The 19,953-nt window shown below is 59.9% G+C and carries 18 protein-coding genes and 4 tRNA genes; 8 read left to right on the top strand and 14 right to left on the bottom strand.

Going from position 1 to position 19,953, the window contains the following annotated elements; translation table 11 throughout:
- The first annotated feature begins 23 nt into the window (after positions 1-23).
- Positions 24-1,157, top strand: a complete 1,134-nt coding sequence (locus IH404_RS10580) for a catalase family protein (protein WP_005786705.1) — start codon at positions 24-26, stop codon at positions 1,155-1,157.
- Between the two features lie 89 nt (positions 1,158-1,246).
- Here IH404_RS10580 and IH404_RS10575 read toward each other — a convergent pair.
- From IH404_RS10575 to IH404_RS10560, 4 genes are all read right to left on the bottom strand, one after another.
- Positions 1,247-1,323, bottom strand: a tRNA-Asp gene (locus tag IH404_RS10575).
- A 19-nt stretch (positions 1,324-1,342) separates the two neighbouring features.
- Positions 1,343-1,418: transfer RNA gene (locus IH404_RS10570), tRNA-Val, on the bottom strand.
- A 176-nt stretch (positions 1,419-1,594) separates the two neighbouring features.
- Positions 1,595-1,671 (bottom strand) — tRNA-Asp (locus IH404_RS10565).
- 19 nt (positions 1,672-1,690) lie between these two features.
- Positions 1,691-1,766 (bottom strand) — tRNA-Val (locus IH404_RS10560).
- Positions 1,767-1,925: 159 nt separating this feature from the next.
- Here IH404_RS10560 and rdgC point away from each other — a divergent pair.
- The 3 genes from rdgC to sugE all read left to right on the top strand — a co-directional run bounded on the left by rdgC (position 1,926) and on the right by sugE (position 4,331).
- A complete protein-coding gene (rdgC, locus tag IH404_RS10555) occupies positions 1,926-2,846 on the top strand; it encodes a recombination-associated protein RdgC (protein ID WP_005786703.1) in 921 nt (306 codons plus the stop codon).
- 98 nt (positions 2,847-2,944) lie between these two features.
- Positions 2,945-3,904: a bile acid:sodium symporter family protein gene (locus tag IH404_RS10550; RefSeq protein ID WP_005786701.1), complete on the top strand. Its 960-nt coding sequence runs from the start codon at positions 2,945-2,947 to the stop codon at positions 3,902-3,904.
- 112 nt (positions 3,905-4,016) lie between these two features.
- Positions 4,017-4,331, top strand: a complete 315-nt coding sequence (gene sugE, locus IH404_RS10545; protein WP_010211634.1) for a quaternary ammonium compound efflux SMR transporter SugE — start codon at positions 4,017-4,019, stop codon at positions 4,329-4,331.
- 107 nt (positions 4,332-4,438) lie between these two features.
- Here sugE and IH404_RS10540 read toward each other — a convergent pair whose 3' ends face one another.
- The 3 genes from IH404_RS10540 to IH404_RS10530 all read right to left on the bottom strand — a co-directional run bounded on the left by IH404_RS10540 (position 4,439) and on the right by IH404_RS10530 (position 8,820).
- A complete protein-coding gene (locus IH404_RS10540; protein ID WP_194440385.1) occupies positions 4,439-6,313 on the bottom strand; it encodes an MFS transporter in 1,875 nt (624 codons plus the stop codon).
- A 59-nt stretch (positions 6,314-6,372) separates the two neighbouring features.
- On the bottom strand, positions 6,373-7,521 hold the full coding sequence (locus IH404_RS10535; protein ID WP_194440384.1) for a TDT family transporter: 1,149 nt from the start codon (positions 7,519-7,521) through the stop codon (positions 6,373-6,375).
- 111 nt (positions 7,522-7,632) lie between these two features.
- On the bottom strand, positions 7,633-8,820 hold the full coding sequence (locus tag IH404_RS10530) for an MFS transporter (RefSeq protein ID WP_194440383.1): 1,188 nt from the start codon (positions 8,818-8,820) through the stop codon (positions 7,633-7,635).
- Between the two features lie 91 nt (positions 8,821-8,911).
- Between IH404_RS10530 and IH404_RS10525 the strand changes: the two genes are divergently transcribed.
- Positions 8,912-9,451 carry a TetR/AcrR family transcriptional regulator gene (locus IH404_RS10525; RefSeq protein WP_032877039.1) on the top strand — a complete coding sequence of 180 codons (540 nt, stop codon included), beginning with the start codon at positions 8,912-8,914 and terminating at the stop codon, positions 9,449-9,451.
- Between the two features lie 81 nt (positions 9,452-9,532).
- Here IH404_RS10525 and IH404_RS10520 read toward each other — a convergent pair whose 3' ends face one another.
- From IH404_RS10520 to IH404_RS10505, 4 genes are all read right to left on the bottom strand, one after another.
- Positions 9,533-10,312 (bottom strand): ABC transporter permease, encoded by a 780-nt coding sequence (locus IH404_RS10520; RefSeq protein ID WP_005786689.1) that lies wholly within the window; start codon positions 10,310-10,312, stop codon positions 9,533-9,535.
- Positions 10,309-11,241 (bottom strand): ABC transporter ATP-binding protein, encoded by a 933-nt coding sequence (locus tag IH404_RS10515; protein WP_005786687.1) that lies wholly within the window; start codon positions 11,239-11,241, stop codon positions 10,309-10,311. The genes IH404_RS10520 and IH404_RS10515 overlap by 4 nt, the downstream gene beginning before the upstream one ends.
- Positions 11,242-11,376: 135 nt before the next feature.
- Positions 11,377-11,994 carry a glutathione S-transferase gene (locus IH404_RS10510; RefSeq protein WP_005786686.1) on the bottom strand — a complete coding sequence of 206 codons (618 nt, stop codon included), beginning with the start codon at positions 11,992-11,994 and terminating at the stop codon, positions 11,377-11,379.
- A gap of 56 nt (positions 11,995-12,050) precedes the next feature.
- The gene (locus tag IH404_RS10505; protein ID WP_005786684.1) at positions 12,051-12,710 is read right to left on the bottom strand and encodes a transglutaminase family protein; all 660 of its coding nucleotides are present in this window, start codon (positions 12,708-12,710) and stop codon (positions 12,051-12,053) included.
- Between the two features lie 191 nt (positions 12,711-12,901).
- Here IH404_RS10505 and IH404_RS10500 point away from each other — a divergent pair, with 191 nt between their 5' ends.
- Together IH404_RS10500 and IH404_RS10495 are read left to right on the top strand one after the other, a co-directional pair.
- Positions 12,902-15,349, top strand: a complete 2,448-nt coding sequence (locus IH404_RS10500; protein WP_005786682.1) for an acyl-CoA dehydrogenase — start codon at positions 12,902-12,904, stop codon at positions 15,347-15,349.
- 75 nt (positions 15,350-15,424) lie between these two features.
- Positions 15,425-15,832, top strand: coding sequence for a PA2817 family protein (locus tag IH404_RS10495; RefSeq protein ID WP_003190109.1), 408 nt, complete (start codon positions 15,425-15,427; stop codon positions 15,830-15,832).
- An 86-nt stretch (positions 15,833-15,918) separates the two neighbouring features.
- Here IH404_RS10495 and IH404_RS10490 read toward each other — a convergent pair whose 3' ends face one another.
- A complete protein-coding gene (locus IH404_RS10490) occupies positions 15,919-16,866 on the bottom strand; it encodes a LysR family transcriptional regulator (RefSeq protein ID WP_194440382.1) in 948 nt (315 codons plus the stop codon).
- A gap of 89 nt (positions 16,867-16,955) precedes the next feature.
- Between IH404_RS10490 and IH404_RS10485 the strand changes: the two genes are divergently transcribed.
- Positions 16,956-17,636: an alanyl-tRNA editing protein gene (locus IH404_RS10485; protein ID WP_194440381.1), complete on the top strand. Its 681-nt coding sequence runs from the start codon at positions 16,956-16,958 to the stop codon at positions 17,634-17,636.
- A gap of 65 nt (positions 17,637-17,701) precedes the next feature.
- Here the strand turns inward: IH404_RS10485 and IH404_RS10480 are convergent, their stop codons facing one another.
- Both IH404_RS10480 and IH404_RS10475 read right to left on the bottom strand, forming a co-directional pair.
- On the bottom strand, positions 17,702-19,276 hold the full coding sequence (locus IH404_RS10480) for an alkaline phosphatase D family protein (protein WP_194440380.1): 1,575 nt from the start codon (positions 19,274-19,276) through the stop codon (positions 17,702-17,704).
- On the bottom strand, positions 19,273-19,827 hold the full coding sequence (locus IH404_RS10475; RefSeq protein WP_005786672.1) for a GNAT family protein: 555 nt from the start codon (positions 19,825-19,827) through the stop codon (positions 19,273-19,275). Before IH404_RS10475 ends, IH404_RS10480 begins: the two co-directional genes overlap by 4 nt.
- Between the last annotated feature and the right edge of the window lie 126 nt (positions 19,828-19,953).

The raw sequence follows: 19,953 nt of genomic DNA, 5'->3' as shown, positions 1-19,953 counted from the left end.
GATCGAACAACAAGGACCGTTCCATGCTCGCTCGTCTCTGGCTGCGTCTCGGCGCTTTTCTCGGCAAAACCCTGTTGTGGCTGGTGGGCGTTGGGCTGTTGGGGTGGCTACTGGCGACCGTATGGTTCGCCTGGCAGCACAGTGGCCCGGTGTCAGCGGATGAACAGATCCCGCCGGGTGAAGCAGCGATGACCCAAGGCATCATCCAGACCGCCGTACGCATCGTTGACCAGCACCGCGAAGGCACACGCTACCTGCGCGATGCCCATGCCAAGGCCCATGGTTGCGTGAAAGCCGAGGTCAGCGTTCTGGCGGATCTCGACCCGGCCTTGCGCCAGGGCGTGTTCGCAGAGCCGGGCAAGATCTGGCAGGCGACGATGCGCCTGTCCAACGGCAACGCCTACCCGCAATTCGACAGCATACGCGATGCCCGCGGCATGGCGATCAAGCTATTGGATGTGCCGGGCAAGCAACTGATGGCCGACCAGCAAGCCCGCACTGAGCAGGATTTCGTGATGTTCAGCCACCCGAATTTCTTTGTCAGCGATGTCGCGGAATATGCGCAGAACATCGGCGCGCAAGCGGATGGCAAGAAGGTCCTGGCGTTCTTTCCCAAGCTCGACCCGCGAAGTTGGCAAGTACGTCACCTGTTTATCGCCCTGGCAACGCTGGCGCCCGCACCGGCCAGCCCGACGCAGACGACTTACTTTTCAGTGTCGCCCTACAAGTTTGGCGCGGCAAACGCCAAGTTTCGCGTCGCCCCCGACCCGCAAAGCTGCCCGGATTATGCGCTGCCCAAACAGAACCAGGCCCTGCCGAACTTCCTGCGCAGCGCCCTCAATCAGCAACTGTCCACCGACCGCGTAGCGGCCTGTTTCGTGCTGCAGATCCAACGGCAGAACCCGCAAAAGTTCATGCCCATCGAAGACACCAGCATCGAATGGAAGGAAAGCGACGCGCCGTATGAAACCGTAGCCAAGGTCAGGATTCCCGCTCAGGATTTCGACACTCCCGCGCAGAACCTGGCCTGCGATAACCAGTCGTTCAACCCGTGGTTTGGTTTGGAAGCGCACCGTCCCATCGGCGGTATCAATCGGTTGCGCAAGGCGGTGTATGAAGCGGTCAGCGATTACCGTCACAGCCGCAACGCACCGTAAGGAGCGGTAAATCGCAGGCGAAAAAAAACCCGCTCAATGAGCGGGTTTCTTGTGGCTACCTGGCGTTCAGTGTTCCAGGTTACCGAATATGGCGCAGCGGACGGGACTCGAACCCGCGACCCCCGGCGTGACAGGCCGGTATTCTAACCGACTGAACTACCGCTGCGCGTAACACTTGAAGCGAATGGTGGGTGATGACGGGATCGAACCGCCGACCCTCTGCTTGTAAGGCAGATGCTCTCCCAGCTGAGCTAATCACCCTTCGTTTCGGTGTGGGCGCATCATACACCAAAAAATCGTAATGTCTTGATTTAAATGCAATTTATTTAAAAAAAGTTTTCCGCACGATTTTTTGCCATATTCCGGACAAAGAAAAGCCCGCGATTAAGCGGGCTTTCTGTGGTGACCTGGCGTTCAGCGTTCCAGGTTACCGAATATGGCGCAGCGGACGGGACTCGAACCCGCGACCCCCGGCGTGACAGGCCGGTATTCTAACCGACTGAACTACCGCTGCGCGTAACACATGAAGCGAATGGTGGGTGATGACGGGATCGAACCGCCGACCCTCTGCTTGTAAGGCAGATGCTCTCCCAGCTGAGCTAATCACCCTTCGTTTCGGTGTGGCGCGCATTCTACGTAGCGACCCTATGTCTGGCAAGCACTTTCTTAAATCTTTTTTTTCAGCCCTTCCAATGGCTTAGGCAGGGTTGGCCTACGGCGTGATCAAGAGAATAATGCCCCCCTTTGTATAGAGGAGAGACTCACCCCATGTGGTTCAAGAACCTGCTTATCTATCGCCTGACCCAAGATCTGCCTGTTGATGCCGAGGCGTTGGAAGCGGCCATGGCCACCAAGCTGGCGCGCCCGTGTGCAAGCCAGGAGTTGACCACTTACGGTTTCGTCGCCCCCTTCGGTAAAGGTGAAGACGCTCCCCTGGTTCACGTCAGTGGAGATTTTTTGCTGATCGCCGCGCGCAAGGAAGAACGCATCCTGCCAGGTAGCGTGGTGCGTGACGCACTGAAAGAGAAAGTCGAAGAGATCGAAGCCGAGCAAATGCGCAAGGTCTATAAGAAGGAGCGCGACCAGATCAAGGATGAAATCATCCAGGCCTTCCTGCCGCGTGCCTTTATCCGTCGCTCGTCGACCTTTGCTGCGATCGCGCCGAAACAGGGCCTGATCCTGGTCAACTCGGCCAGCCCCAAGCGTGCCGAAGATCTGCTGTCGACCTTGCGTGAAGTGATCGGCACCCTGCCCGTCCGTCCGCTGACGGTAAAAACCGCACCGACCGCAATCATGACCGACTGGGTCACTACCCAGAAACCGGCCGATGACTTCTTCGTCCTCGACGAATGCGAACTGCGCGACACCCATGAAGACGGCGGCATCGTGCGCTGCAAGCGCCAGGACCTGACCGGCGAAGAGATCCAACTGCACCTGACCACCGGCAAGGTCGTGACCCAACTGTCCTTGGCGTGGCAGGACAAGCTGTCCTTCATGCTCGATGACAAGATGACCGTCAAACGCCTGAAATTCGAAGACCTGCTGCAAGACCAGGCGGAACAGGACGGCGGCGACGAAGCCCTGGGCCAACTGGATGCCAGCTTTACCTTGATGATGCTGACCTTCGGCGACTTCCTGCCGGCGTTGGTGGAAGCGCTGGGCGGGGAAGAAACCCCACAGGGCATCTAAACAACACCGATCCAATGTGGGCACGGTCAGTGTGGCTTGCCTGCTCCCACATTTGATCGCGTCGCCCTATTCAACACTCTAATAACAAGGACATCCCCATGCGTGCACTCGCCGCCTTGAGCCGCTTCGTCGGCAATACCTTCGCCTACTGGGTGTTGATCTTTGCCGTTGTCGCCTTCCTCGAACCCAGCTGGTTCATCGGCCTGAAAAGCGCCATCGTCCCGCTGCTGGGCCTGGTGATGTTCGGCATGGGGCTGACCTTGAAACTTGAAGACTTCGCCGAAGTCGCTCGCCATCCATGGCGCGTGGCCTTGGGCGTGGTCGCGCATTTTGTGATCATGCCGGGCGTGGCATGGTTGTTGTGCCAGGTCTTTCACCTGCCGCCGGAAATTGCCGTCGGCGTGATCCTGGTCGGCTGCTGCCCAAGCGGCACCTCGTCCAACGTGATGACCTGGCTCGCCCGCGGCGACCTGGCGTTGTCGGTGGCGATTGCCGCCGTCACCACCCTCCTCGCCCCACTGCTCACGCCAGCGTTGATCTGGCTACTGGCCTCGGCCTGGCTGCCGGTATCGTTCATGGAGCTGTTCTGGTCGATCCTGCAAGTGGTGCTGCTGCCGATCGTGCTCGGCGTGGTGGCGCAACGGGTGTTGGGCGAGCGGGTTCGCCATGCGGTGGACGTGCTGCCGCTCGTGTCGGTGGTCAGTATTGTGATCATCGTCGCGGCCGTGGTTGCCGCGAGCCAGGCGAAGATTGCCGAATCGGGCCTGCTGATCATGGCGGTGGTGATGCTGCACAACAGCTTCGGTTACCTGCTGGGCTACTTCACCGGGCGCTTGTTCAAGTTGCCGCTGGCGCAACGCAAGTCGTTGGCGCTGGAAGTCGGTATGCAAAACTCCGGGCTGGGTGCCGCGCTGGCCAGTGCGCACTTTTCGCCGCTGGCGGCGGTTCCCAGTGCGTTGTTCAGTGTCTGGCACAATATTTCCGGCGCATTGCTGTCGACGTATTTCCGCCGCATGAGCGAAAAGGAAGACCGTCGCGCCCTGGAAACCGCCCCGTAAGCTTGATCGCCTGAGCCGTTTTCGGCACTCTAGCAAGCTTCGCGAGGACGACCTCGCGACGCTATCAGGCGCTAACCAGGGGACGACCCCACTTTGTAGAAGCGAGGTCATCATGTCCTGGATCATTCTGTTTTTTGCCGGGTTGTTTGAAGTTGGCTGGGCCGTCGGCTTGAAATACACCGACGGTTTCAGCAAGCCACTGCCCACCGCCCTGACGATTGCCGCCATGGCCGTCAGCCTTGGGTTGCTGGGGCTGGCCATGAAAGAGCTGCCGCTGGGCACCGCCTATGCGATCTGGACCGGCGTCGGTGCCGTGGGCACCGTGATTGCCGGGATCATCCTGTTTGGGGAGTCCATGGCGTTGTTTCGGTTGGCGAGTGTGGCGTTGATTATTTGCGGGCTCATCGGGCTCAAGATTTCCACTTAAGCCACTACGCTATCGCAGGCAAGCCAGCTCCCACATTTGACTGTATTCACAATTCAAAAGGTGGGAGCTGGCTTGCCTGCGATGAGGCCCTGACAAACAACGGAAAACTACCTGACACTCCCCCGCAAACCACCCACTACTGCCTGCAACTGCACTGGCGTTGCCGCCTCCACAGCAATCGGCTCACCCGCCACCAACACCACCCGCGACCAGATCCGATGGAAGAAGCCCTTGTGCGGATCGCGACTGAAGAAACTCCCCCACAGCCCCTGCAACGCCATCGGAATCACCGGCACCGGTGTCTCCTCCAGAATGCGCGTCACCCCACCACGAAATTCATTGATCTCGCCATCGGCCGTCAGCTTGCCTTCCGGGAAGATGCACACCAACTCACCTTCCTTCAGATACTGGGCGATCCGCGAGAACGCCTGTTCGTAGATCTGCATATCCTCATGGCGCCCGGCAATCGGAATCGCCCCGGCGGTGCGGAAGATAAAGTTGAGTACCGGCAAACGGTAGATCTTGTAGTACATGACAAAGCGAATCGGCCGACGCACCGCGCCGCCGATCAACAGCGCATCGACAAACGACACATGGTTACACACCAGCAACGCCGCTCCTTCATCCGGAATGGCCTCCAGGTTGCGATGTTCCACGCGGTACATGGAATGGCTGAGCAGCCAGATCATGAAGCGCATGGTGAATTCGGGGACGATCCTGAAGATGTAGGTGTTGACCGCAATATTGAGCAGCGAAACCACCAGGAACAACTCGGGGATCGACAGCTTGGCCACGCTCAACAGCAGGATCGAAACGATGGCCGAGACCACCATGAACAATGCGTTGAGAATGTTGTTGGCCGCGATGACCCGTGCCCGTTCGTTCTCGGCGGTGCGCGATTGGATCAGCGCATACAGCGGTACAATATAGAAGCCACCGAACACGCCCAGGCCGAGGATATCGAACAACACCCACCAGGCCTGGCCGTAGCTGAGCACCGCGAGCCAATCGTTGGCCTGGACATTCTGCGGGAAGCCGCCGGAGTGCCACCACAGGAGCAGGCCGAACACCGTTAGGCCAAACGAGCCGAACGGCACCAGGCCGATTTCCACCTTACGCCCGGAAAGCTTTTCGCAGAGCATCGAGCCCAGGGCGATGCCCACGGAGAACACGGTGAGGATCAGGGTCACCACGGTTTCATCGCCGTACAACCACTCCTTGGCGTACGCCGGGATTTGCGTGAGATAGATCGCACCGACAAACCAGAACCACGAGTTGCCGACAATGGAGCGCGACACCGCCGGCGTCTGCCCCAGGCCCATGCGCAACGTCGCCCAGGACTGGGTGAAGATATTCCAGTCCAGGCGCAGTTGCGGCGTCGAAGCCGCCGCGCGCGGGATGCTGCGGCTGGCGAGGTAGCCCAGCACCGCCACGCCGACAATCGCCACCGCCACCACCGGCGCGTAATGGATGGAAGACATCATGACCCCGGCGCCAATGGTGCCGGCCAGGATCGCCAGGAACGTGCCCATTTCCACCAGGCCGTTACCGCCGACCAGTTCATCGTCGTGCAATGCCTGGGGCATGATCGAGTATTTGACCGGTCCGAACAGCGCCGAGTGGGTGCCCATGGCAAACAGCGCCAACAGCATCAATTCAAGATGATTGGTCAGAAAGCCCGCCGCGCCGACGGCCATGATCACGATCTCGCCGATCTTGATCGCACGGATCAACGCGTCCTTGTTGAATTTCTCGCCAAACTGCCCGGCCAACGCCGAGAACAGGAAGAACGGCAGGATAAACAACAAGGCGCACAGGTTGACCCAAATGGAGCGGTCGCCCTCGATGCTGAGCTTGTAAAGGATGGCCAGGATCAGCGATTGCTTGAAGATGTTGTCGTTGAACGCGCCCAGCAACTGGGTGATGAAAAACGGCAAGAAACGCCGCGTGCGCAGCAAGGTGAATTGGGAAGGATGGCTCATCGTCGTCCGTGTTCCTGCGTGGCCTTTATTTATCAGGCCACGACTTTACCTAATCCTGCTTACTTATTCGCTAGTCCTGCAATGCAGGGCGAAACAAAAAGCTCGCCTTTATAAGCCCCCTGCACGGTGCGCTTGGCCACGATCAGCCACATCAACGCCAACGCCACCACCAGCGCACTGCCAAAGATGCTGAAGAACCCCAAATGCAACACGTTCGCCAGTTTCAGCGTGGCCAGGGCATACACCCCCAACGGGAAAGTAAAGCCCCACCAGCCGAGGTTGAACGGGATTCCGGCGCGCAGGTAACGCAGGGTGATCAGCACGGCGATCAACATCCACCACAGGCCAAAACCCCATAGGGTGATACCTGCAATCAGGCCCAGGCCATGGGCCATTTCACCAACATTCTCCAGGCTATTGGCGGCGAAGATCGCCGGCGCATCGCCCCCCAACAGCAACATGCCCAAGGCACCGGTACCAATCGGCCCCAGCGCCAACCAGCTCGACGCCGCCATATTGGCGTGGGGCAACTTATGCAAAGCCATGCGCAGCATCAGGATGGTCAGGATGCTGAACGCCACCGGCAGGGAAAACGCCCACAGTACGTAGCTGGTCACCAGCATCACCAGTTGCGAATGGGCATCGGCCAGGTGCGGCGCGAGCAAGCCGCCGCTGGCCGCCGCCACTTCGGCCGCCACCACGGGCAACAGCCAGACGGCGGTCATCTGGTCGATGCTGTGCTCCTGGCGTGTGAACATCATGAACGGGATGAGTACGCCGCAGGCAAGGGCCATGACCACGTCCAGCCACCACAGGGCTTCGGCCAACGGGATGACATCACTGCCCCAACGTGGCAGGCCGAACAACAGCAATCCGTTGAGAATGGTCGCCAGCCCCATGGGGATGGTGCCGAAGAACATCGAAACCGTGGAGTGCCCGAAAATGCGCCGCGCCTCGTGGAAAAACATCACCCAACGGGCGGCATACAACACGCTGAACAACACGAACAGGCCGATGGTGAACATCCACAGGCCTTCAGCGACAGCGTGCAAGCCTGGCACAGTGACCGGCAACTGAGCCAGGGCCAGTGCCAGCACCCCGGTGCCCATGGTGGCGGCAAACCAGTTCGGGGTGAACTGGCGAATCACTTCCCGGAGACGGGTCAGGTGGCTGAAAGGTTTGAAACAGTGGGTGGTCGAACAGGTCATGATTTGATCCTCTTCCTCGCATGAGGTTGAGGCCATGGTAGAACCTGAATGAATATCTATATAACGGGTAATATCTCTAACTGTTATCTACTTTATAGATATTTGCCTTGCCTACGCAGCTGCCCTGCTCCGCGCAGAGCCCTGCCACAACTGCCCGCCTAGAGCGCCCAACGCCAACAGGATGAGGACCGCAGCGTAGCCATCGGTGGTGACGACGAGGCCAAACTCCCGGCTCAGATTGCCCGCCACCAACGCCGGTACGCAGAATGCCAGGTAGCTCAGTACGTAGAATGCCGACATCAACCCCGCGCGCTCATGGGGCAACGCCAACCCGACGATACTGCGCACGCTGCCCATAAAGCCGCCGCCGAAACCAAAGCCGGCGATCACACTGGCGACAAAGAACAACCACAGGCTGGCCGTCTGCACGGCAACCAGCAACAGCCCCATGCCGACGGCCAGCAGGGCCGCCGACAGGCGCATGACCTTGTCAGCCGCACGGTTGCGCAGGCTGTAGATCATGACCGCGCCACTTAACGTGACCACCGCAACCAGCCCCCCGCCGATCAAATGCGAGGTCGACCCGGTGGCGACCCGCACCAGCGAAGGCGCCAAAGAAGAAAAGAACCCACCCAGCGCCCATACCGCCACATTCAACGGCATCGCCAACCACAAGGCCCGGCGCGCTTGCGGTGGCACATGCAGGGTGGGCGCCAGGGACTTCAAGGCCCCCGGTATACGACTGACCGTTTCGGACAACCGCCAGACATACACGGCCTGCAGCACCATCAAACCCAGCAGAGTGAGATAGATCAATTGCGTCGGCCGTGGCGCGTACTCCACCAGCAGACCGCTGCCCAGCCCGCCACTGGCCATGCCCAGCATCGGCGCAAGGCTGTTGAGCATCGGGCCGCGCACCCGGTCAGTATCGAGCAGCGTCGCACTCAGCACCGCTGTGGCAGTACCGGTCGCAAAACCCTGTAATGCACGGGCAGCGAGCAGATAGGCCGTACTGTCCGCGTTGATAAACAGCAGCATCGCCACGATATTCAGCAGCAACGCGGCAAAGATCACCGGCTTGCGCCCCAGGTAATCGGAAAGCGAGCCCACCGTCAGCAGTGCCGCCAACAGGCTTAGGGCATAGACGCCAAAGATAGCCGTCAGCATCGCGGCCGAAAAATGCAGGTTGTCCTGATACACCTGGTACAACGGCGTCGGCGCGCTGGAGGCGGCGAGAAAGGTCAACACTGTGATCACGAGGAACGTCAGGCTGGACCGCTGTGAAATGACGCTGATCATGGGCACGCTCCGCTAAAGCTAATATTTTGCTTTTGTGGAGTGTGCTACTCGCTGGCGCTTAAAGCAAATTCTTTGTGTTAAGGTTTTAGCCATGGCAATCAAAGAAGGCCTCCGCCCGGGGGGCCGTAGTGCCCGGGTACAAGAATCCGTCCACAGGGCGGTGCGCCAATTGCTGGAAACCCATGAGCGTTCCGGTGTCACCGTGCCAATGATTGCGGCGTGCGCCGGCGTCACGCCGTCGACCATTTACCGGCGCTGGGGCGACCTGTCAGTACTGCTCGCCGACGTCGCCCTGGCACGTATGCGCCCCGATACCGAACCGGCCAACACCGGTAGCCTGCGCGGCGACCTGCAAGCCTGGGCCGAGCAATACCTGGATGAGATGAGTTCGGACGTAGGCCGCAATATGATGCGCGACGTGCAAAGCAGCCCGACGCCGGGGTATTGCGTGAGCATCCTGAGCGGGCAGTTACAGGTGATGGTTGATCGCTATCCGCTATCAGCGCCACCGAGCGTGGACCGGCTGATCAACCTGCTCGCGGCGCCGACGGTGTTTCGTATTCTGTTTTCGGCCCAGCCTTTGGCGGTTGAAGAACTGCATGCCCTGATAGAGCTGGCCCTGAAAAACTAAAAACCTACACAAACCAAATGTGGGAGCAAGTCGAATCGTCGCACCGCCCCTCCCACATTTTTACTGCATTAAGCTCAGTACTTATGTACGCATCCCGCGCCCACTCACCAGCAGCCGCGCACAACCGATATACAGCACCACGGTCGCCACGATCATAAAGGTGATCGCTACGCTGATCTTGATATCCGAAACCCCCAGAATGCCGTAGCGGAAGGCGTTGACCATATGCAGCACCGGGTTGGCCAGCGACACGGTCTGCCAGAACGGCGGCAGCAAGGTAATGGAATAGAACACCCCGCCCAGGTAGGTCAGCGGCGTCAGCACGAACGTCGGGATGATCGAAATATCATCGAAGTTGCGCGCGAACACGGCGTTGATAAAGCCCAGCAGCGAGAAAATCGTCGCCGTGAGCACCACCACCAGAATGGTGACCCCAAGGTGATGCACTTGCAGGTGGGTAAAGAACAGTGACAGCAACGTCACGATCACCCCGACCATCAGGCCACGCAGCACACCGCCCAGCGTATAGCCGATCAGGATGGTGTGCGGTGACACCGGCGAGACCATCAGTTCTTCGATGGAACGCTGAAACTTGCTGCCGAAGAAACTGGAGACCACGTTGCCGTAGGAGTTGGTGATCACCGACATCATGATCAGGCCCGGCACGATGTACTCCATGTAGGTGAAACCGCCCATGTCGCCAATCTGCCGGCCAATCAGGTTACCGAAGATCACGAAATACAGAACCATGGTGATCGCCGGCGGCAGCAGGGTCTGCGGCCAGATCCGGGTAAAGCGTTTCACTTCGCGATAAACGATAGTTTGCAGCGCGACAAGGTTGGGTTGCAGTTCGGAACTCATACCGCCACCTTCGCCAGATTTTTCTCCACCAGGGACACAAACAACTCCTCAAGGCGATTGGTTTTGTTACGCAGGCTCAACACTTCGATGTTCTGAGTCGCCAACTGGGTGAACAGCGCGGTGATGCCCATGGCTTTGTCCACCTGCACCTCCAGGGTGTGGCTATCTACCAGGCGGCTTGGGTAACCCAGCAGGTGCGGCGCCACCGACAGATTGTTCTTCAGGTCGAGCAGGAAGGTTTCCACATGCAACTGGCCCAGCAGGTTGCGCATGCTGGTGTTCTCGACAATGGTGCCGTGGTCGATGATGCCGATGTTGCGGCACAACTGCTCAGCCTCTTCCAGGTAATGGGTGGTGAGGATGATGGTGATGCCCTTCTCGTTCAGCTCGGTGAGGAAGGCCCACATCGAGCGACGCAGTTCGATGTCTACACCTGCAGTGGGTTCGTCGAGGATCAGCAGGCGCGGCTCATGCACCAGCGCACGGGCGATCATCAGACGCCGCTTCATGCCACCGGACAGCGAGCGCGAAGGCACATCGCGCTTGTCCCACAGGCCCAGTTGGGTCAGGTACTGCTCGGCGCGTTCCTTGGCGATTTTCGCCGGGATGCCGTAATAGCCGGCCTGGGTCACGACAATGTCGAAGGTCTTTTCGAACTGGTTGAAATTGAATTCCTGGGGCACCACACCGATGGAGCGCTTGAGCGCCGCCGGGGACTTGTCCAGGTCGTGGCCGAAGATGTTCACCGTGCCGCTGGTCTTGTTGACCAGGGTGGAGAGAATGCCGATGGTGGTGGATTTGCCGGCGCCGTTGGGGCCGAGCAAGGCGAAGAAATCACCTTCGGCGACGTCCAGATCGATACCACTCAGGGCCTGGAAACCGTTGCCGTAGGTTTTGGTTAGCTGCCGGATGGACAGAGCGGAACTCATATCGGAATACGCACCAAAGAAGGGAATAGAAAGAATAGATGAGGGCGCAGCGCAGGTAGTTCAACCGGCGATGCAATGCAGGCATGGTGCTTGCCCATGCCGCACAAGTACAGTCACCCGTATTAATAGTGTGTATTAAGTCAACGCGGTCATCACCGCTTTGCGATACGCCGGGCGCTGTTGCAGGCGCTGGTACCAGGCCTCCAGATGGGGCATGGCCGGCCGCTCGATGGGCATCTCGAACCAGGCATAGATGAAGCAACCCAGAGGGATATCACCCATGCCGAACGCCTGACCGGACAGGTAGGGTTGCTCGGCAAGGGCCTGGTCGACGGTTTTGAGCGCGTCGATACAGGCTTGGCGCCCGGCATTGATACTGTCCCAGTTTTGCCTGTCAGCCGGGGTGCGCACGATCCCCCAGAACACCGCCTTGAACGGGTCGGCGAGCGTGGAGGTGGTCCAGTCCATCCACTTTTCGGCATTGGCCCGGGCTTGCAGGTCGCTGGGGTAGAAGTCCGATGCCTGTTTGGCGCACAGGTAGCGCACGATGGTGTTGGATTCCCACAGCACAAAATCGCCATCTTCGATCATCGGCACCCGGCCATTGGGGTTCAGCGCCCGGTATTGCGGGGTGTCGACCACACCAAAAGCCCCGCCCGCATCAATTGCCTCATAGTCCAGGCCGAGCTCCTCGGCGCACCACAGTGCTTTCCTGACGTTTGATGAATTTTTACGACCCCAGATTTTCAGCATGACCGCGCCTTATTGTGGATGAACTTGGCTGGATGAAGGCAGCAGCATACGCCGGATCAGCCACGGCTTAAATCGCCCTGCAGATCGCCCAGCAGGGTCGGCGCATTGTCGGCAAACAAGTGCGGGTAACACTGGCGGATATGCGCGAAAAAGAATGCCTCGGGGACGTCAGCAAATTGCCCGTGATCCACCACATATTCCATTGAGCGACGGCCCTGGCGATTGAACGCGTGGAAGACACTGTCATGCAAGCCATCGAATTCCAGTGGCGGCACATCAAACACGTCGCACAGTTGCTGATTGAACGCCGGAGTCGCTTTGACCCAGCGACCGTTCAGGTACAGCTCGGTATAACCGTGCATGGCGAACACGTCACTTTTGAGCAGGGCAAGCAGGCGCGGTGTGGACAGGTGGTTGCGCACGTCTGCCAAGCCAATGCGCGCGGGGATGCCACAGTGACGGGCGCAGGCGGCCAGCAAGGTGGCCTTGGGCACGCAATAACTTTCGCCGGCAGCCAGGGCGAAGCTGGCATTCAATGTATTGGGGTCGCGGCTGAAGGTGTAGGGGTTGTAGCGAATCGCCTCACGTACGGCGTAATAAAGACTGACTGCCTGGTCACTTAAATCCGTGCGGGTTCCGCGATGTTTTTCGGCGAACTCCACCACCGCAGGGTGGTCACTATCGATGAAGCGGCTGGGACTCAAGTACGCATTCATAAGCTTGATCTCCGAAGTGAGCCTGGAGTTTAACGACAGGCCTGCCACAGAGATAACGACGATTACGCCAAATGTCGGCGCCTGCTGATGGGTATCCCCAGTACAACTTGTAACACCCTGATCACCCGGCTTGTTCGGATGCGGACTAAGCTCCCTGGTGGTTTCGCCCCTGGTTTCACGGAGGATTGCATATGCTGTTGTTGTGGATACTGGTGCTGGTGGTCGGCATTGCCTACCTGGCACACCGCCGAACTGCCCCCCTTCCCGCCCTGGGCGTGGTCGCCGTCTACCTGCTGGCGATGGGCGCCTGGAGCCACGCGCCGGGCTGGCTGCTGCTGATCTTCTGGGTGCTCATCGCCGTGGTGGCCGCGCCGTTGCTGCTGCCTGACCTGCGCCGCCAATACTTCACCAAGCCGCTGTTCAGCTGGTTTCAGAAAGTACTGCCACCGATGTCCGAGACCGAACGCGATGCGATCGATGCCGGCACCGTCTGGTGGGACGGCGAACTGTTCAGCGGGCGCCCCGACTGGGATAAATTGCTGGCCTACCCCAAGGTTCAATTGACCGAAGAAGAACAGGCGTTCATCGACGGCCCCACCGAAGAACTCTGCGCCATGGTCAGCGACTGGGAGATCGGTCAAGCCATGGACCTGCCGCCAGCGGCCTGGGAGCACATCAAGACCCACGGATTCTTCGCCCTGATCATTCCCAAGGAGTATGGCGGCAAGGGCTTCTCTGCCTATGCGCACTCTCAGGTTGCGATGAAGCTTGCGACCCGCAGCGGTGACCTTGCGTCCACCGTGATGGTCCCCAATTCCCTGGGCCCGGCCGAGTTGCTGCTGCACTACGGCACCGAAGAACAACGCAACCACTACCTGCCGCGCCTGGCGCGTGGCGACGACATCCCGTGCTTTGCCCTCACCGGCCCGCTGGCCGGTTCCGATGCAGGCGCCATGCCCGACACCGGGGTGATCTGCAAAGGCGAATGGCAAGGCAAGGAAACCCTCGGCCTGCGTCTGAACTGGGAAAAACGCTACATCACCCTCGGCCCGGTCGCGACCTTGCTCGGCCTGGCGTTCAAGGCCCACGACCCGGACCACTTGCTGGGCGAAGAAGAAGACCTGGGCATCAGCCTCGCGCTGATTCCAACCGATACGCCCGGCGTAGAAATAGGCCGTCGTCACCTGCCGCTTGGCGCCGCCTTCATGAACGGCCCCAACTCCGGCAAGGACGTGTTCATTCCCCTGGAATACCTGATCGGTGGCCAGGAGATGCTCGGCAAAGGCTGGATGATGCTGATGAACTGCCTGTCGGTCGGCCGTTCGATCTCCCTGCCTGCCGTCGGCACCGGCGCCGCCAAGTTCACCAGCCTGGTGACCGGGCAATACGCGCAGGTGCGCGAGCAGTTCAATGTGCCACTGTCAGCCTTCGAAGGTATCCAGGAAGCCCTGGCGCGCATCGGCGGCAATGCCTGGCTGATGGACAGCGCGCGTATGCTCACCGCCAATGCCGTTGACCTGGGGGAGAAGCCCTCGGTGTTGTCGGCGATCCTCAAATATCACCTCACCGAGCGTGGCCGCGAGTGCATCAGCCACGCCATGGATGTGCACGGTGGCAAGGGCATCATCATGGGCCCTAACAACTACCTGGGCCGCAGCTGGCAAGGTGCGCCGATCTTCATCACCGTGGAAGGCGCGAATATTCTCTCGCGCAACCTGATGATCTTCGGCCAGGGTGCAATTCGCTGCCATCCTTTCGTGCTCAAGGAAATGGCCCTGGCCGGTCGCGAAGACCATGACCAGGCGTTGAAAGAGTTCGACGGCCTGCTGATGCAACACATCGGTTTTGCCGTGAGCAACGCCGCCAGCACCCTGGTGCTGAACCTGGGCTTCGGCCATTTCGAAAAAGCCCCCGGCAACCGTTTGAGCCAGGGCTACTTCCGTGCCCTGAACCGCCAGGCGGCTGCATTTGCCCTGCTGGCCGACCTGAGCATGATGCTGCTGGGTGGTGAGCTCAAGCGCCGCGAACGCTTGTCCGCCCGCCTGGGTGATGTACTGAGCCATATGTACCTGGCGTCCGCAGCGCTCAAGCGTTATCACGACCTGGATTCGCCAGACCATCTGGAGCCGCTGTTTGCCTGGGCCATGGAAGAGAGCCTGGGTGAATCGGAACGCGCACTGGATGAACTGCTGAGCAACTTCCCGAACAAGGTACTCGGCTGCCTGCTGCGGGTAATCGTATTCCCGTTCGGGCGTCGGCATACCGGGCCGTCCGATGCGCTGGATGCCGAAGTGGCGGCGGTGATCGGTCGGGCCAAGGGCGACCCGACCCTGGAAGAACTGCTGGCCGGGTGCTACCGCCCGCAAGCGGCGGAAGATCCAGTAGGCGCCCTGCAACATGCCTACGATTTGCTCGGCGCCAGCCATCCGTTGCAGAAAAAACTGCATACCGCGCTTAAAAGCGGGCAGGTCAAACCGACTGCCGGTGAGTCTGCCATCGATGCCGCGCTGCACGCCGGCGTGCTGCAACCGGGTGAAGCGCAAACCCTGCGCGATGCCGAAGCGGCACGGCGCAAGGTGATCGACGTGGATGATTTCAGCAAGGAAGAGCTGATGCAGGCTGAGGGTAAAGTCCGCTGATACCGGCGGTCATATAAAAACGGGCGCGAGAGGCATATACTCTCGCGCCCGTTTTTGCTTTAGAGGACTTATCTCGTGTCCAACGTCGTTGCCGATCATCTCGTCTTGCTCGACCACTTGCGCAGCATCCTGGTTGCCGTCGGCGAAGCCGAACAGGTACCCGAGGAAAGCCACTCGCTGTTCCTGGAGCGTTTCGACGAACTGCGCGCCCTGTTGCCGATCGATCCGATCGAAAGCCAGTACCTGGGCCAGGACCTGATGAGCCAGGTCATCCTGCGCTACCCGCAAATCGCACACTTGGTGCCACGCGACCTGCTGTGGTTCTTTGGCGGCGACTGCCTGCACTTCATGCCCGACGAAGAACTGGACCTGTACCAGGCCCTGGAAGAACGTCGCTATGAGGCCGAACAGAACGACGAACCGTTCGACTGGAACCAGGAAAAGCAACTGCTGGCCATGCCCCAGGACCAGAGCAAGCACTGACTTTTCAAGCACTGAGATTCAAATGTGGGAGGGGGCTTGCCCCCGATAGCAGTGGGTCAGTCAACGTAAGGGTGACTGACAGAGCGCTACCGGGGGCAAGCCCCTCCCACATTTAGCTTTGGCTCCTTGGCCATGCATTCCACCAGATAATCGATAAAGACCCGCAACTTCGGCGGCAGGTACCGCGTCGGCGAATGCAGCAACCACGCCTCGCCATGGTACGAGGCAATAAAATCCCACCCCGGCAACACCTGCACCAACTGCCCCGCCTCCATGGCATGCCGCGCCGTGAAATACGGCAAGCTGCCAATCCCCACATGCTGCAATACCGCATCCAACCGCACCCCAGTGTGGTTCGCTGCATAACGCCCGCGTACGCCAACCGTCACCGCCTTGCCGGCCTGGCGAAATTTCCAACGCGAATCGCCCGGGGTTTCCCCCAGGTAGATGCAACTGTGTTCAAGCAAATCGTGGGGATGGCATGGGGTGCCATGCTCGGCCAGGTACTGCGGCGTCGCGCACAGCAGGTGTTCGATGGGCAATAGCTGGCGCCCGACCAGGCCGGGAGGTGGACTGTCAGTGATACGAATGCTCAAGTCGACATTGTCGTCGATCAGATCCACATGCCGATCTTCAAGGATCAATTGCACATCCACCTTGGGGTAGCGCCGCAGAAATTCCGGCATATGCGGATGCACCACGAACCGCCCCACGGCCTTGGGCACGCTGACCCGCACCAGGCCCTCGGCTTCATGGTTGAACTGGCCACTGATTTCCATCACAGAGCGCGCCGCGTTGACCATCTCCTGGCAACGCTTGAACACCTCTTCACCGCCCTCGCTCAGGCGCAATTTGCGCGTGGTGCGTTGCAGCAAGCGCGTGGCCAGGGCCTGCTCCAGGCGTGAAATGCTGCGGCTTACAGCCGAAGGTGAAACGCTCAGTTGCCGCGCCGCTTCAGAGAAGCTGCCGGCTTCCACGACCTTGACGAAAATCGCCATTTCACCCAACAACGGCAAAGGAAGATTGATGCTCATGACGCACAGGTCCATTGATAATTGAGCGGATTATCACTCATCTGCGCACTATTTATACTGCCCACAGAACCCTGATGCGGATGTAGACCATGACCGAGCGCCTGTTTTTTACCCATGACCACCTGACAGCCGAGCTGGAAGTGCTCAGTTGCACCCCGCATGAAGAGCAATTCGCCGTGATTGCGCAGTCGACGATTTTTCATCCCCAAGGCGGCGGCCAGCCGTTCGACACCGGCTGGCTCGGCGATAGCCAGGTACTGCGGGTCGTGCAGGAAGCCGAACAGGTGGTGCATTACGTCGACAGACCTCTGGAACCTGGACCGGCCATTGCACGAGTCGACGCACAGCGTCGCGCCTTGCACAGCCGCCTGCATTCGGCGGGCCATTTGATCGGCAACGCCGGCGAACGTCTGGGCTGGATGCCGATCAAGGCCCACCACTGGCCAGGCGAAGGCAAGATCACCTTTATCCGTGGCCAAAGCGCGCAAGACATGGATGCGCAAACGCTCCAGCAATGGGTCAACCAGTGGATCGCCGCTGACTATCCACGGCATATGACGCTGGATGAAGGCACCCGCGAAGTCGGCTTCGGTGAATTGCCGGCTTACGCCTGTGGCGGCACTCATGTGCAAGCGTTGAGCGAGCTGGGCCAGGTGACGATCCTGGCGCTATCGGAGAAAAAGGGCGCATTGTCGGTGCGCTATGAAATTGAAACTAATGTGGGAGGGGGCTTGCTCCCGATAGCGGGGTGTCAGTCAGCTTACCTGTAACTGATCCACCGTTATCGGGAGCAAGCCCCCTCCCACAGTGGACCGATGCGCCACAGAGAAATAGGCTAGACGGCAATCGCTCCAGCCCTGCCCGGCTCGACCACGAACGACTTCAACGTCGACACCGTCGCCGCCGGGTCACGCGGGTCACTGATCGCCCGAAAATTCGTCAACATGCTGTCGGCCGCCAACTCCACCGACACATACCCACGCTGGCGGCTGTCGAAGAACTTCACATGGGGGTTAAGCGGCATGATCTTCATGAACGCGTCATAGGGCGGGCCGTCGGAGGTCACCGACGAACCAACGAACTCGGTGGCAACCACCGCCGAGTCCGGGTTGTCGGCGTTCGCATGCAGGTCAGTGGCCCAGAACGAATGAATGTCCCCGCCCCAGAACACCGGGTTCTTCACGCGATTGCGCACAATCGACGCCAGCATCCGTGAGCGGTTAGCCATGTAGCCATCCCACCCATCGGTCCAGCGCCCCGGCTTGTGGTTGGTGAGATCGCGCTGGATCAGCGGCGCCACCAGCAAATCCTGGGCGATCACATTCCATTGCGCCTTCGACTGGGCAAAACCCTGGTCCAGCCAGGCTTCTTGTTGCCAGCCGAGCAACGTGCGGGCGGGGTCGCGCAAGTTGCTGCAAGGGGTGGTGACAACATGCCCCTGGTGGCTGCCATTGGCTGCGATGCACGGTTGCTCGGAACGGTACTGACGCCCGTCGAGCACATGGAAACGTACAAGCCGGCCGTAGTCCAGACGTCGATAAATACGCATGTCCGCGCCCTTGGGCACGCTACTGGCGCGCAAGGGCATGTGTTCGTAAAACGCCTGGTAAGCCGCCGCCCGTTGCTGGAGAAACTGCGCCACCGCAACCTTGGGATCCTGGGACCAGCGGTTGGCATAGTCATTCTGCACTTCATGATCGTCCCAGGTCGCCACGCTGGGTGCGGCGGCGTGCAGGGCTTGCAGGTCCGGATCGGTCTTGTACAACGCGTAGCGGTTGCGATAGTCGCTCAGGCTTCGCGCATTGCCACTGCCGTGAGAACGAAAAACCTTGCCAGAATCCGCCGCGTAGGAGCTGTCGTAAATATAGTCGCCGAGGAAAAACACCAGGTCGGGCTGCTCCGCGGCGAGGTGTCGGTAGGCGCTGAAATAGCCGCGTTCCCAGTGCGAACAAGAGACAAACCCCAACCGGGCCGAGGCCATGGCGTGCGGCGCTGGCGTCGTGCGCGACTGGCCCACCGCGCTCTGCGCACCAAGCCCTTCAAACTGGTACCAATAGGGTCGGTCCGCCGCCAGCCCTGCCACTTCGACATGCACTGCGTGAGCGAAACGCTGCGTCGCCAGCACCTCCCCCTGCCTCACAATACGCGTCATCGCCGCATCGCTGGCCACCCGCCAACGCACTGGCACTGAGCGACTCAGGCCGCCACGGCCATCCGCGGCGTTGAACAACGGCGCCAGGCGCGTCCATATCACAAAGCCATCCGGCAACGGGTCGCCGGAAGCCACGCCGAGGGTGAACGGATAATCCACCCCGGCACTGCGCGCAAACGGGCTGAGGATCGAAAACGCGGTAGCGACCGCCAGCCCGCCAAGTATCCGGCGCCGGTCGTGGTCTACCCCGCCGCTCACAGACAGCGCTCCCAGTCGTCACGTACGGTGGCAAACCCGAGCAAATCCTCATACACGCCGTTCTTTAGAAACGCCTGGCGCATGCAGCCTTCATAGCGCAGGCCGATCTTTTCCATGACCCGCGCCGATTCCTTGTTGCGACCAAAGCACTGGCTGCCCACGCGCTGCAACCCCAGCTCGCCGAAGCCGAAGTCCATCACCGCGCTTGCCGCTTCTGCCGCATACCCCTGGTTACGGCAGTGCGCCGCCACCCAGCCACCCAAGTGCCCATAGTGATGCCGAGCATTGATGCGCAGGCTGACCATGCCAATCAACTCGTGTGTGCCCAGCACATGCATCCCCAGGTTCAGCAGTTCACCAGTGCGGTATTTATCGGCAATCCCTGCAATAAAATCCTCGGCGGTTTCCAGAGTGTAGGGCGATGGAATATTTGCCGTGTTGTCAGCAATTTTCGGGCCGTTGGCGAGCGTGAAAAGCAACTGGGCCTGGTGCATTTCCAATGCTCGCAACAGCATCCGCGGGGTAGTCAATTGAGGCAATGCTGTGTCCATGGACGCTGGTTCTCAAGATAAATTTCTCAAGCATGTACGCCCCGAGTGTCAGTTTCATTACGTGCCGAAACTGACCGGTAAGTTTTCTGAAAGACCCGTCCTAGAGCCTTTAAACCGTCAATTAAA

Origin of the sequence: Pseudomonas sp. OST1909 (assembly GCF_015277575.1) — a bacterium.
GTDB lineage: Bacteria > Pseudomonadota > Gammaproteobacteria > Pseudomonadales > Pseudomonadaceae > Aquipseudomonas > Aquipseudomonas synxantha_A.
Note: the sequence above shows the minus strand (reverse complement) of the source record. Positions and strands in the feature narration are given on the sequence as shown.

Coding starts and splice junctions, on each gene's coding strand:
- IH404_RS10510 (WP_005786686.1), bottom strand. CDS start 11,994: ATGCTGAAAATCTGGGGTCGTAAAAATTCATCAAACGTCAGGAAAGCA.
- IH404_RS10580 (WP_005786705.1), top strand. CDS start 24: ATGCTCGCTCGTCTCTGGCTGCGTCTCGGCGCTTTTCTCGGCAAAACC.
- IH404_RS10475 (WP_005786672.1), bottom strand. CDS start 19,827: ATGGACACAGCATTGCCTCAATTGACTACCCCGCGGATGCTGTTGCGA.
- IH404_RS10490 (WP_194440382.1), bottom strand. CDS start 16,866: ATGAGCATCAATCTTCCTTTGCCGTTGTTGGGTGAAATGGCGATTTTC.
- IH404_RS10500 (WP_005786682.1), top strand. CDS start 12,902: ATGCTGTTGTTGTGGATACTGGTGCTGGTGGTCGGCATTGCCTACCTG.
- IH404_RS10505 (WP_005786684.1), bottom strand. CDS start 12,710: ATGAATGCGTACTTGAGTCCCAGCCGCTTCATCGATAGTGACCACCCT.
- IH404_RS10530 (WP_194440383.1), bottom strand. CDS start 8,820: ATGATCAGCGTCATTTCACAGCGGTCCAGCCTGACGTTCCTCGTGATC.
- IH404_RS10485 (WP_194440381.1), top strand. CDS start 16,956: ATGACCGAGCGCCTGTTTTTTACCCATGACCACCTGACAGCCGAGCTG.
- rdgC (WP_005786703.1), top strand. CDS start 1,926: ATGTGGTTCAAGAACCTGCTTATCTATCGCCTGACCCAAGATCTGCCT.
- IH404_RS10520 (WP_005786689.1), bottom strand. CDS start 10,312: ATGAGTTCCGAACTGCAACCCAACCTTGTCGCGCTGCAAACTATCGTT.
- IH404_RS10550 (WP_005786701.1), top strand. CDS start 2,945: ATGCGTGCACTCGCCGCCTTGAGCCGCTTCGTCGGCAATACCTTCGCC.
- IH404_RS10525 (WP_032877039.1), top strand. CDS start 8,912: ATGGCAATCAAAGAAGGCCTCCGCCCGGGGGGCCGTAGTGCCCGGGTA.
- sugE (WP_010211634.1), top strand. CDS start 4,017: ATGTCCTGGATCATTCTGTTTTTTGCCGGGTTGTTTGAAGTTGGCTGG.
- IH404_RS10535 (WP_194440384.1), bottom strand. CDS start 7,521: ATGACCTGTTCGACCACCCACTGTTTCAAACCTTTCAGCCACCTGACC.
- IH404_RS10540 (WP_194440385.1), bottom strand. CDS start 6,313: ATGAGCCATCCTTCCCAATTCACCTTGCTGCGCACGCGGCGTTTCTTG.
- IH404_RS10515 (WP_005786687.1), bottom strand. CDS start 11,241: ATGAGTTCCGCTCTGTCCATCCGGCAGCTAACCAAAACCTACGGCAAC.